The organism is Candidatus Manganitrophus noduliformans, assembly GCF_012184425.1.
GTDB classification, from domain to species: Bacteria; Nitrospirota; Nitrospiria; order SBBL01; family Manganitrophaceae; genus Manganitrophus; species Manganitrophus noduliformans.
This window is the reverse complement of the sequence record NZ_VTOW01000002.1, coordinates 809,151-824,241: the sequence shown is the minus strand read 5'-3', so window position 1 is coordinate 824,241 and position 15,091 is coordinate 809,151. Positions and strand designations below refer to the sequence as shown.

Genomic DNA, 15,091 nt, shown 5'->3' with positions numbered 1-15,091 from the left:
TGACTTGATTTGTACGACCCGGCTATACAGGAGAAAGAAGTCGAGAAATAACGTCTTACGAAACGCGTAGGTAACGTTGACAAATTGTTGCCCGTGATTCGTCTGCCAGGAAACCGGAAAAGATGATTCCGATTCGCGATACCATCCCAAGCAGGAGTGCCCCCGTCGTCACTGGGTCGCTGATTGCCGTCAACACGGCCGTCTTTTTTTATGAGCTCAGCCTCGGCCCGATCGGCGTCGAACAGCTCTTTTATTGGTTCGGCCTCGTTCCCGCCCGCTACAGCTACCCCGAGTGGGCGCTGACGGTCGGGCTCCCTCCCGACGATTACTTGCCTTTTTTGACAAGCATGTTCCTTCACGGGGGGTGGCTGCACCTGATCGGAAACATGTGGACCCTTTGGATCTTCGGCGACAATGTCGAGGACCGGATGGGACACGCCCGGTTTCTGGCCTTCTACCTGCTGACCGGCCTTGCGGCGGGGTTGACGCACTGGCTCACGAATATCGACTCCATCGTCCCGACGGTCGGGGCTTCGGGGGCCATTGCAGGGGTGCTGGGGGCTTATTTCATCTTGTTTCCGCACGCCCGCATCATCGCGATCTTCCCGGTTTTCTTCTTTCCGTTCTTTTTCGAGCTGCCGGCGGGGGTTTATCTTTTGTTCTGGGGGCTCAGCCAGGTCTTTAGCGGGACCCTTTCAACGCTTGCCGCCGCAGACGTGGGGGGGGTGGCTTGGTGGGCGCACGTCGGCGGCTTTGTTTCGGGGATGTTGCTTTATCGGCTCTTCATCCTTCGTCCGCGCGACGGTCCCCGGCGATTCGAGCAGGACGAGGTCGGCATCGAAGGGGCCTGGGCCCGTTAACCGATTAGGAGGAAACCATGGGAGTCGGCGATCTCTTTTTTTTCTTCTTCATTTTCACGGCGCTCCAGCCGGTCCTGCAGCAACGCCTTCTTGAAGGCTCGCGCCGGCGGCTCATCGCGCAGATCGAGCACAAGCGCGGCTCGCGCCTTATCCTGCTGGTCCACCGGCAGGAGACGATGAACGTGCTCGGCTTTCCGATCATGCGGTATATCGACATTAACGATTCCGAGGATCTCCTGCGCGCCTGCGAGCTGACCGATCCGGAGGTGCCGATCGACATCGTATTGCATACCCCGGGCGGACTGGTTTTGGCCGCGCTCCAGATCGCCCATGCCGTGCGCCATCGGAAGGGGAAGGTGACGGTCTTCGTGCCGCACTATGCCATGTCGGGGGGGACGCTCATCGCCCTTGCCGCCGATGAAATCGTAATGGCGCGCGACGCGGTGCTCGGGCCGGTCGATCCGCAGCTCGGGCAATATCCCGCCGCCTCCCTGCTGAAGGTGGTCTCAAAAAAACCGATCTCCGAAGTGGACGACCAAACCCTCATTTTCGCCGACATCGGTGAAAAGGCGATCAACCAGGTCCGCGAGAGCGTCGGCGAACTGCTGCTGCGCACCCTGCCGCCGGACAAGTCGGCCGAGTTGGCCGGCCTTCTCTCCACGGGGACATGGACCCATGACTATCCGATTCGGTTTGAGGAGGCCCAGCGGCTCGGCCTCCATGTCCGCTCGGAGATGCTCCCCGAGATCTTGCAGCTGATGAGCCTCTACCCGCAGCCGGTCCGGCGGCAGCCTTCGGTGGAGTACCTGCCGATGCCGCGCCGCGCGCAGGAGCCGGCGCGGGGGGCGTCTAAGTAGCTGTCTTGGAGAGAGCGGTTGACTTCCTCATTCGACTGGACTATACAGGAGAACCGGGGGTGAAGAAGGACCCCTTCTGCGACCCACATGTGTTCAAAGAGACGGCTCTGAGACAAAATGCAGAGGAAGATCGCGGCCTTTGTTGCATTCAATGCCTATTTATTCTGTATCCTCATTGCATTTTATAATGCGCTTCCCGAGCTTTTTCACCTGAACTTTCGTTCTTCTCTGTCCCCTTTATTGCCCGACCCGTACTTTGAAACTCCCCAATGGGATTTTAGGCGCCTTCCTTTTCTCCTCCTGAGCCTCCTGGCGACATCGATCGCGGCCGTTCTGACCGGTGCGATCGTAAAGAGCCGGGGCGGGGTGGTCGCCGCGAAGAGCGCCATCCCGATCACGATTGTGTGGATCGAGATTTTTTTCGTTTCTCTTTTTACCGGGACCCTCGCTTCCGGAGCCGTCTCCCTTGCGGCCGTTCCCCTCACGATCTTGTTCTCCTCCTATTGGGGGAACGTCGGCGAACGGATGCAGCGGGAATACTATTCCGATACGACGATTTTTGGAATTTATCCTTATCATTTTATCTGGATGGTGTTTCCCCTTTTTGTCTATTCGATGATGACGGCCGCTTGGCTTCCCTATCTTGTAGATGCTCTCTTTCACAATGGGCTGGGCGCGAGTCTCTCCGAAACGCTTCTCCACCTGCTCTCCCTGATATACACTCTCCTTCCTTTTTTAGGGATGAGCGCACTTCTCCATGTCGTTTATAAAATACTGACCGGAAGGATTTTCAAAATACGATCGGAATGGGGGAGGGCCCTCTTCACGATGGGCCTCTTGGTCGTCGTTCCGATCGTTTTCTATCGGGTTTTGTTGGTGATCGGACGATTGATGCGACTGATCCCTTTAGAGGGGATTTAATGGAAAACCAGACGCCTTTGGATGTGATCGATGACTGAACTTACCGGTGTGTCGTGCGACGGCTGCGGCGCCTGTTGCGAGGAGCAGGGGATGCCGCCAGGGTACCTTTTTCCGCGCTCGATGGGGATGGAAACGGCCTGATTTCTAAGGCGAGTTGGATGAGATACCTAGCGGCCCCGAAGAGTAGGTGACCGAGGGTAAGACCGAGCTGTTCCCGCTGTATTGAAGGGTTCCGCTGTCGTTTTGCTCCATGTCGCCTTGGGATGGATAGGCGCCTGGAGAAAAGACATACTGAGTCCAATCGACCGTAGGGGCATCGAACGTGGTCGGGCCGGAATTGTTTGTCTGCCAGCTGGAGGTGATATCCATGATCTGATCGCCTGAGCCTGGCGAGTCGAGGGTCCCCGACCCGCCCAAGATATAATTGACCACCTGGCGCTCCCGCTGATCGCTGGTGGTGCAGCCGGGCGGGGCCGGAGGCCCTCCGGCGCTGGCGCAAGAGGCCCAGTGAAAGATGTTTTCCGCAAGGTAGCCCATATGCAGGTCGGAGACTTGGCTCCCCGCGGAGAGACAGTCGGTCCCTCCCTCCGCGCAGAAATCGGCTTCGGTCGGGAAGGAGCTGGTGAAGGGAAGAAGCGAGTTGCCGCCTGTGGGGACCGACATCCCCTGACTTGTTGGATCGAACCGGATGTCGCCGCAGTTGAGGCCGGCCAGGTTATTCGCCGTCGAGCTGACCGTCCGCCCGCATTTATAGGTGGCTCGATCGTCACCCGTTCCTAGGACCGTATCGGGCCCGGGGTCGTCCGAAGAGACGATCCCGAACATATTATCGGTCAATGCCCCGGGGCCGGAGCGGTTAAAGTAGGGGCCGACACAGGGACCGACGGGGCAGAGCGCCGGATCGATATGCCGGAGCATTAGGGCCGGACTATAACCGGGACAGTTGGGGCACTGCGGATTGGCAAAGAGACCGGTGCATTCCGTTTTGGTCGCGCTCTCCTCCGGTCCGGCTCCGCCGGTGACGACGCAATCGGCGCTGCTTTCAAGAGGGGAGAACAGGAGCATTCCGCAGAATGCGAAGCCCCAAAAAAGAATCGATGAATAATCTACCCATTTCGTCTGCACTTCCGAATTTAAAAGAGACATAAAAATCCTTCGGAATGACCCAATTCCCTGAAGATGAATCGTCGCCGGTACCATCTGCTTCAGCATCCCAAACTGTTATCGAATGAAGTTCTACTAAACTTCCCTGGATCAAATTGGGAGCCTTGGCAAAGATTTCCGGCCCGATCGACACAGGTGATCACCCCAGTCATCCCCGATTCAAACCGTCCCTCTGATTGGTTACTGCTTGCAGTGACAGAGCAGCTAGAGCCGCCGAATCCACTGAAGCTTTCGTCTAATTGTATTTTATACGTACCGACGGCGTTTCCGACCATTTGTCCATTGGCGTCGGTTGTAGAATCGATCGTGTAGAAGACTTTAAGCGTTTGGTCGGTGCCGACCAGGTCCAGATCAAAACCATATTCGATGTGGTGGACCCTGAGGGTGCCAAAGGTGTCGGAGCGGAATTGGTAGAACGGCTGGCCAACCCCTCCCAGGCTGGGGGGAGCTAAAATGATAGAAGGAGAGTTGGGATCGTCAATTCCAAGGGGAATGATTTGGTTGACCGATCCTTTGGTCTGGCAAGGATAAGGGAAAGGGGGGCCGCTTTGGTCATTCGGACCACAAGGAGCGCCCCTTCCAAAGCGGTTATCGATCAAATTGAATCCACCGGGAAGCTGGGGATCAAACTGTGAAGAGCAGAAATCGTCGAAGGAGGAGGGGGAGCAGTCGTCATTGATGTTGAATGGGTCGCTTGTGTCGGCGAAGGGTCCCCCATCGCAGCTCCCGGTATTTCCCCCGGCACAGGCGGTTCCGGCATTGTCTGAAGTAGAGAGGTTTTTATTGCCGTTGTTGTTGACCCCCATCCCAGTGTTGATGGTGAGGGTCTTGCTGACCTGATTTCCGGCCCCCCAGGTAAAATCCGGAACGGCGAGAAAAAAGAGGATTGAAATAAGAAGAATCGGTTTCATAAGCCTCCTTACCTTCCTTCTAAACCACTAAACCACCGGTCGGCGATTTTGTCAATTTAACGCGACCGAAATTTCATTGGAGTCTCCGCTGGCGCAGCCGTCGGGGTTTACCGCCGTCACTTTGTAAAAGTAGGTCTCTCCGGGAGAGAGGTTCCCGTCCAGAAAGCTCAGCGAGGTCACCGGCTGCGACGTGATCCGGGTGTATGCCGTCTGGCCGGAGGCGCGGCGAAAGAGATGATACCCCAAAAGATCCGACTCGATGAGACCGGACCACGAAAGAAGGATGCTCTCTTTTCCCTGTCGCGGGCTCCAGAGGTTCGTCGGCGGCGGGGGAGGAGGCGCGGAGACCCCTTCCGTAAAGTCGACCACCAGCCGCGTCGGTTGGTCCCCATTCGGAAAAGCATATGAGCCGCCGCCGGGCGAGATCTCGGTCGTCACGCCGCGGGTTGCATCGATCAATCGAACGACCGGGCGTTGGCAGAGATTGCCGGCGGTTTTGAATGTCCAGGAGAGGATAATATTGGCTCCGGGGCGGTCGGAAGAGACATCGATATTCCATGTGTGAGACGGCTGGTCGTTGCTCCGGATATCTTGCCAGAGCCATTCGCTTCCGGCGATGTAGCCGGGGTGGCTCGGATATTCCGGATGGGGAAATGTCGCCTGGAGCGGCCCGGTCGGGAAGGCGATCGTGTCCCACTGATTGTTGAAGCCGTCGTCGGCGGCGGGATCGACCCCCAGGATCAGTCTGTTTTGAAGGGCTCCGTTTGTTGCGAAGGGATCGGGAATCGAGAAATTGAGGACCATATACCAATCGAGGGCCCAGCCGATGGAGGCGGTTCCCATCGTGCCGATCAAGATCATTAGGATTGAGAAGAATCGTTTCATCGATTTCCCCTTTGTTACGGCTTCACAACAATGAGGCTATATGTATTTGCCGCGTTTGCGTCGGTCACCTGCAGCCAGTATCCCTGCCAGAGCTGGAGGGACGCCTTCATCGCAGGATCGGGATCATTGTAAGTCCGGAACGTGTAAGCGGCGCCGTCCCATCGATAAAGGGCATTTCCAACCCATCCTGCGGCGGCGGCATTGGCGTAGGATTTGAAATCGGCATCGTTGACCGAGGAAGTGCAGGTTCCACTCCCGCCGTTCCGACTCACGCAGGTGGCATCGAGCGCGATATCTTTCGTGTATGGATTTCCAATGATGTTATACCCTTGCATCAGCGGGATGGAGAAGGTGGCGGCCGCATTGGCCGACCCGGCCGGGCTCAGGAACCGCGTCGCGTCGGGGGATTCGAGGAAATATCCGATCCCCGCTTGGACTGTATCGGTTGCAGTAAGGGTGGCGAACGATCCGGTTTGGCTGGTTGTTCCGGTTGAGACCCATTTTCTGATATTGACGGGAACCCCGACACTCGATCCGAAAACGGTCGCCACGTCGGCCGGGCTCGGGGTCATCGGAACGGAGACCATGTTCCAGCTGTTCATCAGATTCGTTGACGGAACCGGCGGATCGGCCGACGCGTTGACTACGTTGGACATTGGAGAGGTCCACGGTTTTGCGTCGGTGCCGGTCATCGCAAAATAATAAGGTGTATTCGGATTCAGTCCCGTGACGGTCACGGTTTCCGTCGTGCCCGCCGCCTTCGGCGTCAGGGAGACGTTTGCCGCCGTTGCATCCGAGAATCGGATCTCTCCGGCTCCCGGGGTGGCGACGTCATCAACGATCTTCAGTGTCGAATAACGGATGTTGTAAGAGGCGACGGTTCCGCACGGACAGCCGGTGCCGGTTCCGGCGTCTCCCGGCGCGGTCCAAGTTAATGTCGTCGAGGTAGAAGTGCGCGCGCTGATTGCCAAATCGGTTACTGCATTCGGGGCAACAAGATCGGTCACCGTCGGACCGGAGAGAAGGCCCAAAGAGGGGACGACCGGCAAGAAGACCTGTTTCGCCCCGTCGGTGGCCTCGAAGAGATAGGTGTGGCTTCCCACGCCGAGGTTCGTGGTATAGCTGTATTGCTCCCCATTGACATAGTTGCCGTCTTTGAGCGCCGCCGCGGCGCTGCTGTCGACGGCCAACAATCCCTCCTGAGCGCCATCGATATGAACTTTTACATACAGCGGGCGGTTGTTGTCGGGGTGGGTGTAGATCACTTTATACGTAAATTGTGTCGATCCGCTCTCGCCGTCATTGGGGTTGATCCCATCGGTTCCGTACCCGCTCTCCGATGAGAACTGAAGGAACGGCTCGTTGACGGAGACGTTCGGTCCGGAGAGGGTTCCGCTGGTCGGGAGCCGATAGGTATTGCTCCCGTCGTTGGCGAGGAAGTAGTAATTGTGCGGCCCGACCGCCAGCCCATTCACCGCGGTGCTGTAATAGAATTGCTCTCCGTCGGTGTAGTCGCCGTTCCTCAACGGATCGTTGGTGATGAATTCGCCGTCATGGATCATCTCGTGCCCGCCGTCGCCGTCGATGAAGACCTTTAGCGAGGTGGGGGCGAAGTTCGATCCGCTGGCATAGACGACCTTGTAGGTGAAAATATGGTTCGGGTTCCATCCGTCGGGATCGATGCCGTCGGCGCCGAAGTATCCCCCTTCCGGCGAGTAGGAGAGGGTCGGAAGGCTGTTGTAATTGACCTGGATATACATTTGCGTGACCCGGATTTCTCTGCAGTTTGAGGAGCGGCTGCAACCCTCGTGATGCTTGACCACGCCGAGGAGGCTCTCGACGTCGTCCCACGTCCAGGTCGCGCCGGTCTTGGGATTCGTGTTGTGGAGGGCGCCGGCGTAGGTCGTGTAAGTGCTGGTTCCGGGGGTGCCGTAGCTGGTCATGTAGTCGGTCCCGCCGACCTGGAGCCCGACCGAGAAGTCCACATCGGTGGTCCCGTTGTCCCGGATAATGGCAAAGAGTTGAACCGAAGTAATCGCCGATGTGCCTCGGCTGACGTCGTCCATGTTCATGTAGAGCCTGTGGGTGTTTCGGGTTCCTCGCGCGTAGGAGACATCTCCGTCATAGCGCCAGGGGACGCTGCTTAAATTGGGGGAAAAAGCGGTGTCGGTGGTTAGCGAGGTGTCGTTCGCAATGGCGGTGACCCTCCGTTTCTGGTGAGGGGAACCGGCGGTGAGAATGCTACCCTCGCCCATGGCGGAGAAATTGCTTCCGACCCCGGTGACCGTCGTCGAGGACAAGGCGTTTGAGAGGGTTCCATTCCCGTCATAACCGGGATCCAGCGCGGTGGAAGGATCCTGATCGGTCCCCAAGAAGGTGAATCCCGTAGTCTGTGAGTTCCGGCTCGCCGGATAAATGACGATTCCGGAGCTGACCGAATCGGTGACGGAGGGGGCCAGGAAGCCGTCGCCGTCGAGCGGCCAGAAGACCGCCGTGACGCCGTCGGTTGCATCGAAGGAGTAGGCGTGGGTGCCGGGATAATCGAGGTACACGGTCACGGTATATTGCTCGCCGTTCGTGTAGTTTCCATCCCGCAGGCTCGCCGCGGCGCCGGTATCGAGCGACATGGCATGGACGACCGTATTGTAATCGAGGAGGAGCCGGGGATAACCGGTCACGGGGGGATTGTTGTCGGCGTCGGTGTAGATAATTTTATAGGTGAACTGCGAATTGACCGTTCCGCTGTTCGGCTCCACCCCTCGGAGGGGGAGGCCGTTCACGAAGGTGAACGATGCGCCGGAGAGATTAGGGGAGAAGGCCGTATCGACCGTCAATGAGGTATCGCTCGCGATGGCCGTCACTGTCCGGGTTTGGCCGGAGGCGGTGATCGTGCTTCCGACCTGGAGCTGGTTCGTGAAGCTGGTCCCGCTGCCGGTGACGGTTGTTGTCCCCGAGGTTGTCAAGGTGCCGGTGCCCGACCAGACGGAATAGGTGAACGCGGCCCCGGAGAGATTGGGGGAGAAGGGGGTATCTACCGTCAGGCTTGTATCGTTTGTAATGGCCGTGACCGTTCGCGTTTGTCCGCTGGCCGAGGTGATCGTTGTGCCGACCTGGAGTTGGGTCGTGAAGCTGGTGCCTGTTCCGGTGACGGTGCTGGTTCCCGAGGTTGTCAGGGTGCCGGTGCCTGCCGACGTAAGGGCATATCCCGTCTGGCTTGCAAAAGAGAGGGTCGGCGCGTTGGCGGAGACGACCGGGCCGATCAAGGTTCCGGAGAGGGGCGTTCGCACGATATTCGTGCCGTCCGAGACGTCGAAATAGTAGTCGTGCGGCGTTCCCTGTGCACCAAGCGTCGTGGCGTAGAGATACTGCTCGCCGTTGGTATAATCGCCATCTTGCAACTCTGCAGGGGCCTCCGTGTCAAGGGTCATGGCGACACCGGTAGCATTGCCGTCGATGTGAACTTTAGGATAGCCCGCCGCGGGGGCAAGGTCGTACGCTTGCGTATAGACAATCCGATACTTGAATTGCGTCGTCGTAATTCCCCCGTTCGGATCGACCCCGTCGTCAAAGTACCTGGGATCGGTTGAATAGGTGAGCCGGATCGGGGAGTAGGTGACGGTCAGATAAAGTTGCGTGACTCGAATTTCATTCGAATTGGTCTGATGCACGATGACCGCTCTCATCCCTTTGATGTCGTTCCAGCTCCAGTTTTCTCCGGTCGCCGGATTGGTGGTATAGACGGCGCCGGCGATAGCCGTTCCGTAAGCGTCGGGCGGGGTCTTGGTTGTTCCCGAGAGGTAATCGTCGCTGCCGAGCCGCAGTCCGAAATCAAACCCAGTGGTCGTCGAGCTGGAGGTATCCCGGGCGACGGCAAACAACTGAATGGCAGTAATCGTAAGGGCGTCGGAGAGGGCGGCCGGATCGTCGAGCTCCATATAGAGCCGGTCGCCGTTGACGGTGCTTCTGGCAAAAGAGGTGTCCCCATCATTGGTGTCAAGCGCGACGGTATGGGCGTAGGTGCTGGTACCGTTGGTGCTGCAAGTCGGGGTCGCATTGCAGAAGGTCCATCCGGTAGAGGTCACGATCGTCGCTTTTCCGGATGGAGCCAGGTTGGGGGCGGCGCCGTTGAGGGCGACATCGGGTCCGCTGAAGGTTGCTGTGCCGGCCGGCAGCCGGGCGGTGTTGGTTCCATCGGTGGCGGAAAAGTAGTAATTATGGGTTCCCTGCGCAAGGGTGGTCGTGTAGATGTATTGTTCGCCATTCGCGTAGTCGCCGTCACGGAGGGCCGCATCGGCGGTTGCATCGAGAGTCATGGCGACTCCGGTGGCATTGCCGTCGAGATGGATCTTGGGGTTGCCTGCGGCGGGGGCGGCGTTATTCACCTGATAATAAACCGTTTTGAACTTAAATGACGTTGTCGTATTTCCAAGGTTCGGGCTGACCCCGTCGCTGATGTAACCGGCCTCGATGGAGTTTTGCAAACGGACCGGGCCGTAGCTGACGACGACATAGAGTTGTGTGATCCGCATCCGGGTGTTATTGGTGTGATTCACGACCGCGACCAGGTTTTTGATATCGACCCAGGTCCAGGGGGCGCCGGTCAGGGGATTGAATCCATAAGCGGTCCCCGATAACGTGACATAACTCGTTGAAGAGGTGCTCAGGACCGATCCTTCGATGTGGTTGTCGGCGGAGGAGAGCCCGAGGGTAAAGTTGATCGTGCCCGACTCGCTCCGGACCACCGCGCTGACCTGGACCTGCGTGATGAATTGGCCGTTGTCCTGCGCGTCATCCATCGTCATAAATAGAAGGTCGCTGCTGCGTCTCCCCCGAGCGTAGCTCGAATCCCCGTCGTTGGTGTCGAGGGCGGTCTCGGAATTGAAGCAGTCGGAGCGCCTAAATCCGGAATTGCAGAAGCTGAACCCGGCGGTTCCATCGGCCACATCGGTTGGAAAGAGGGTGAAGCTCCCGGCCGGAAGGGAAACGGCGGGGCCGCTGAAGTTTCCGGAGACCGGGAAGAGGACACTGTTGGTGCCGTCGGAGACGCTGAAATAATAGTTATGTGTTCCGGTGGAGTAGCCGGCAGGGGCGGTGTAGGTGTATTGTTCACCGTCGAGGTAATCCCCGTTATAGAGCGATGGGTCGGAGGCGCCGGTGTCGAGGGTCATGGCGACGCCGGTCGCGTTGCCGTCGATATGGACCTTGGGGTTGTTGGCGGCCGGTGCCGTGCCGTTGGCTTGGCTATAAATGACTTTATAGGTGAAAGCGGTGGTGCTTTTTCCGGAGTCGGGACTGACCCCGTCGAGAGAATTGTAGCCGGGATCTTCCGCGAAGGAGAGGATGACCGGCGTATGGACGACCGCAACGCTGAATCGGGTGATCCGGAGGTCCTCTCTGCTTTCATTGAGGACCACCCCGATCATCTCGTTGAGGTCGTCCCAGGTCCACCCTTTTCCCGTGTCGGGATTGATCGCGTAGAGGGCGCTGGCCGGGGTATAAGTCGTATAGGTCCCGCAACTCGAGCTATTCGCCACGTTGAAGGCGGTGCTGACGTAGTCGGTCCCGTTCAACCGGAGGCCGATCCGAACGTTTGCCAGCGAGGTGGTCACCGAGCACATCACCGCCGAAACCTGAACCGAGGTGATCGAACCGGTCAGGGCGGAGTCGTCCATGTCGATATAGAGGACCTCTCCCCTGTCTGAGGCGTTGAGGTCGGCATAGGAGGTGTTCCCGTCGCTGGTGTCGAGGGCGGTCGATGCATCCGCCCCGTTAAAGCCCCAGTCTCCGATGCTCAGTGCATTTTCGCCGGAAGGAAGGATCGTGCTCGTCCCCGCGGGGATCTCGACCCCCGGGCCCGCGAGCGTTCCGGCGGTCGGTTTCTGGGTGCTGTCCGATCCGTCCGAGGCGGCGAAGTAATAGGTATGCTGGCCGGAGGAGAGGGAAGCAGCCGTGTAGGTGTACTGCTCGCCGTTTTCAAAGTCTCCATCCCTAAATTCGGGCTGTTCCGCGCTGGTATCCCGGACCATGTCGTGTCCGCCGTCGCCGTCGATATGAACTTTGATGGAGGTCGGTGCATTGTTGTTTAAATTGGTATAGACGACTTTATACGTAAACGGGGTGGCGGCCCCGCCCCCTTTGGGAAAGACGCCGCCGGTCGATCCAAAACCGGTATCCGGACTATAGGAGAGCGCCACCGGGGCGATGTAATTGATCGAGAGATACATCTGGGTGACCCGAAGACCGTTTGCATTGGTGACATGTTTGACGACCCCCATCATGTTATTGATGTCGTCCCAGCTCCAGGGGGCGAGCGTCGCCGGATTGCGGGTGAAGAAATCGCCGCTAAATGTTTGATAACTCGTCGTTCCGCCGAGGAAGGTGAACGGCACCGCCAAATCGTCATCGTTCGGCAACTGCGGGCTGAAGGCGGAGCTGACCGTAAGATCGTTCCGATCGCTGACGGAAGCGACCGTTCGGGTTTGTCCCATCGCCGTAATCTGACTTCCGGCCGCCAGCTGGGATGTAAAGCTGGTGGCGTTTCCATGGATGCTGGTGGCCCCGATGGAGTAGATGGTACCGGCGCCCGGCACCTCATCAAAGCTTTTAAGAAAATCGACGCCGTTGGTCCGGATCCCGATCTGCAGATTGCACGGAATGGTGGCACAGCGCGCTACCACGTTCAGCCGGACGCCGGTGATCATGGTCGTTGAAGCGGGGAAATCGTCCAGGTCCATATAGAGCGTTTCGTCAAGTACGGTGCTTGCCGCGTAGGAAGTGTCGCCGTTGGAGGTGTCAAGAGCGGTGGCCTCTGACCCGCCGGGAGTGAAGGTCCATCCTGTGGAGAGCGCATTCTTCCCGGAAGGGGAGAGGGCCTTTGTAAAATTGACTCTCACAAAAAGTTCGGTGACCCGAAGGGCGTCGGAGTCGGTTGAATGCTGCACGATCGGAATCAATGAGTTGATGTCGTCCCAGGTCCAGGGGGCGCTGGTTCTCGGATTGGTTGTATAGAGGTTCCCGGAATAACTTCGGTAAGAGCTGCTTCGGACCGTTCTGGTGCTGCCGAGACGGTCGGTTGTGTCGGTCGGCCCGGCCCGAAATCCCAACTGAATGCCGGTGCTCGACGACCCCGCAGCGCGGGCCATGGCAAAAACTTGAACATCGTTGATCACGAATCCGACAAGCGTCGTGTCGTCCAAATCCATGTAGATTTTATTGCCTAAAGCCGTATTTTCGATGTAGCTCGCATCACTGTCGTTGGCGTCCCAGACGTTTGCATAGGTGAACCCGCCCCCGACGACCGTCCAAGTTCCCGATGCGCTGAAATTGGAGTTTTGGCCGCTCGGATGCAAAGTGAGGGTTTCAGCAAGACTGGATGCGGCATTGAGAAGAATCGCAAGCAAGCCGGCAATAACAGGAAAAAGGCGCAGAGATGAGGGTCTTTTACCGAACGGTGATCGTTTCCTCACGAAGTGCCCTTCCTCTTGGAAAATTCTCGCCGAGCTTACTTGCCGACAGGCCGGTTTTCCCGTTTTCGGGTCCTCCCCGCCGGATGAATAAAATTTACTATCGGTATATCCTGAGTCAAGTATATCGTCACACCGCTCACAGTCAACAGGAACGACCGCACAATGATGTCGGTTGTGCCGTTTCGACATTCCTGGTTGACCTGAACTCATCGCAAGCGACCCCTCATTTTTCAGTTTCGTACTAAAAAAAGCTCATACCACCTTTGTGGATGAGCTTCGAGCGATTGCCGCTTCGGTAATCCTTGCAACCATATCCTTATGGGACTTAGGTCAAGGACTTTGCGCCCCGTCTCTTTCGAGGAGGGTAGCTCTTGTCGGTGGCATCATGGGTGTCTTTATGTAACTTTTAATATACGGCGGGGATGTCGTTACGTCAATATAAATAGTATCCCAACATTGTATTATGTGGAACGGTAAATTAGTTGGGATCTGCATTAAAAAAGACGGAGAGGGTGTTGTCGCCGGCATTGGTGACGACCAGGTCGTCTTTTGCGTCTCCGTTCAGATCTTCGGCCGAGATGGCCAGGGGGCCGTCACCGGTCGATTGTTGAATCGGATCGGAGAAGAGACCGCCGCCGATATTGAGCAAAACGGAGAGGGTATTATTGGCGCTGTCGGAAACCGCGATGTCCGGTTTTCCATCATTATCGAAGTCTCCCGTCGCGGCAAACTCGGGGTGTTCGCCCCCGGCGAGCGGTAACGTTTGAGCTGAAAAATTTCCGGCGCCGTCTCCAAACAACAGAGTGAGATCGGCGCTGGCACTGTTGACCACGGCCAGATCGATATTCCCATCACTGTCCCAATCTCCGGAGATCATTGCATTGGGACCCGTTCCGACGGAAATCGGCGGCTCCGGGCTGTCAAAACCGCCCGCGCCGTCATTGAGCAAAATCGCAACTTTGTCGTCTGATCCGAGTACGACGGCCAGATCGGTTCTTCCATCTTTATCCAGGTCAGCGGCAAGAAGCGCGATGGGCCCGCTCCCTTCGCTCGGAAAAGGAAGCGGAGATTGGAAAGTTCCGTCTCCGTTTCCGAGGAATAGAGAAATATCGCTTGTGGAAAGATTGGCGGTGGCGAGGTCTTGGTTGTCGTCGTTGTCGAAGTCGGCCGTCACGATTGCGATGGGACCGTTGCCGGAGGAAGGAATTCCCGTGGTTGGGCCGATTCCGGTATGAATCCCCAGGAAAAGAGAGATGGATGAATCTCCGAAATTCACAACGGCCAGATCGTCAAATGAATCGGGCCCAAAACGTCCTGAAGCAAGCGATTGAGGAAAAACGCCGACCGAGAAAGTCTCGGCGGCCGAGAATAGTCCGTTCCCCGTCCCTTTCAAGAGTGAAATGGAGTTGTCGTCTACATTTGCGGTGACTAAGTCCACGAAACTGTCATTGTTAAAATCGCCGGCAGTCACTACTGAAGGGGTGGTTCCCACAAGATGGGTGGTCGGGCTAGAGAAGAGACGGAAAGTCACTTCCACCGCCGTTGTTCCGGAGACCCCATCCGCGGAGGCGGTGATGATCGCCGTCCCTTCCGCGATGCCGGAGGCGAGGCCGTTGGCGTCGATGCTGACAATATCCGGATTGTTCGAAGACCAGGTAAACGTCACACTGGAGATCGATGTTCCGTCCGCATCCCGTGCGGTTGCACTGAACTGTAGGGAACCTGTTTTTGAGATGGTCACGGCCGTCGGGGAGACTTCAATCTCGGCGATGACAGGCGGCGGAGGATCCGTGCCGCCCCCTCCTCCGCCGCCACCGCCGCCGCAAGCGGCGACGAAGACGGATAAGAATACCCCTAAACAGAGGGGAATTCGAGCAAAGATAGATCGGAGAAATAACCGATCCGGTATGAAAAATGCGAGTTCCATCGGTATTTAAAAGACTATCTCTCGACCGGAAATCTGTCAAATTGCTGTAAGATGATCGGCTCTGAAGAAGAAGGTCGGATTGTCGGTCCGTTGAGCCGAC

General features: G+C 57.6%; 8 protein-coding genes and 1 riboswitch. Of the genes, 3 read left to right on the top strand and 5 right to left on the bottom strand.

Features of this window, described 5'->3' with window-relative positions; translation table 11 throughout:
- Positions 1-122 precede the first annotated feature (122 nt).
- The 3 genes from MNODULE_RS13050 to MNODULE_RS13040 all read left to right on the top strand — a co-directional run bounded on the left by MNODULE_RS13050 (position 123) and on the right by MNODULE_RS13040 (position 2,638).
- A complete protein-coding gene (locus tag MNODULE_RS13050; RefSeq protein ID WP_168060476.1) occupies positions 123-860 on the top strand; it encodes a rhomboid family intramembrane serine protease in 738 nt (245 codons plus the stop codon).
- 17 nt (positions 861-877) lie between these two features.
- Complete coding sequence (locus tag MNODULE_RS13045) at positions 878-1,717, top strand: SDH family Clp fold serine proteinase (protein WP_168060474.1); 840 nt, start codon at positions 878-880, stop codon at positions 1,715-1,717.
- A 117-nt stretch (positions 1,718-1,834) separates the two neighbouring features.
- Positions 1,835-2,638, top strand: a complete 804-nt coding sequence (locus MNODULE_RS13040; RefSeq protein WP_168060472.1) for a hypothetical protein — start codon at positions 1,835-1,837, stop codon at positions 2,636-2,638.
- Positions 2,639-2,782: 144 nt separating this feature from the next.
- Here MNODULE_RS13040 and MNODULE_RS13035 read toward each other — a convergent pair whose 3' ends face one another.
- The 5 genes from MNODULE_RS13035 to MNODULE_RS13015 form a co-directional block, all read right to left on the bottom strand.
- Positions 2,783-3,784, bottom strand: a complete 1,002-nt coding sequence (locus MNODULE_RS13035) for a hypothetical protein (protein ID WP_168060470.1) — start codon at positions 3,782-3,784, stop codon at positions 2,783-2,785.
- A gap of 59 nt (positions 3,785-3,843) precedes the next feature.
- On the bottom strand, positions 3,844-4,713 hold the full coding sequence (locus tag MNODULE_RS13030; RefSeq protein ID WP_168060468.1) for a hypothetical protein: 870 nt from the start codon (positions 4,711-4,713) through the stop codon (positions 3,844-3,846).
- A 51-nt stretch (positions 4,714-4,764) separates the two neighbouring features.
- Entirely contained in the window at positions 4,765-5,598 is an 834-nt protein-coding gene (locus MNODULE_RS13025; RefSeq protein ID WP_168060466.1) for a fibronectin type III domain-containing protein, read from the bottom strand.
- Between the two features lie 14 nt (positions 5,599-5,612).
- Entirely contained in the window at positions 5,613-13,064 is a 7,452-nt protein-coding gene (locus MNODULE_RS13020; protein WP_168060464.1) for a fibronectin type III domain-containing protein, read from the bottom strand.
- Between the two features lie 291 nt (positions 13,065-13,355).
- Positions 13,356-13,444: riboswitch (cyclic di-GMP riboswitch) on the bottom strand.
- Positions 13,445-13,542: 98 nt separating this feature from the next.
- Positions 13,543-14,991 (bottom strand): FG-GAP-like repeat-containing protein, encoded by a 1,449-nt coding sequence (locus tag MNODULE_RS13015; protein ID WP_238339479.1) that lies wholly within the window; start codon positions 14,989-14,991, stop codon positions 13,543-13,545.
- Between the last annotated feature and the right edge of the window lie 100 nt (positions 14,992-15,091).

Excerpts from the sequence above, each read along its gene's own strand:
- MNODULE_RS13025 (WP_168060466.1), bottom strand. The coding sequence starts at position 5,598 with ATGAAACGATTCTTCTCAATCCTAATGATCTTGATCGGCACGATGGGA.
- MNODULE_RS13040 (WP_168060472.1), top strand. The coding sequence starts at position 1,835 with ATGCAGAGGAAGATCGCGGCCTTTGTTGCATTCAATGCCTATTTATTC.
- MNODULE_RS13015 (WP_238339479.1), bottom strand. The coding sequence starts at position 14,991 with ATGGAACTCGCATTTTTCATACCGGATCGGTTATTTCTCCGATCTATC.
- MNODULE_RS13030 (WP_168060468.1), bottom strand. The coding sequence starts at position 4,713 with ATGAAACCGATTCTTCTTATTTCAATCCTCTTTTTTCTCGCCGTTCCG.
- MNODULE_RS13045 (WP_168060474.1), top strand. The coding sequence starts at position 878 with ATGGGAGTCGGCGATCTCTTTTTTTTCTTCTTCATTTTCACGGCGCTC.
- MNODULE_RS13050 (WP_168060476.1), top strand. The coding sequence starts at position 123 with ATGATTCCGATTCGCGATACCATCCCAAGCAGGAGTGCCCCCGTCGTC.
- MNODULE_RS13035 (WP_168060470.1), bottom strand. The coding sequence starts at position 3,784 with ATGTCTCTTTTAAATTCGGAAGTGCAGACGAAATGGGTAGATTATTCA.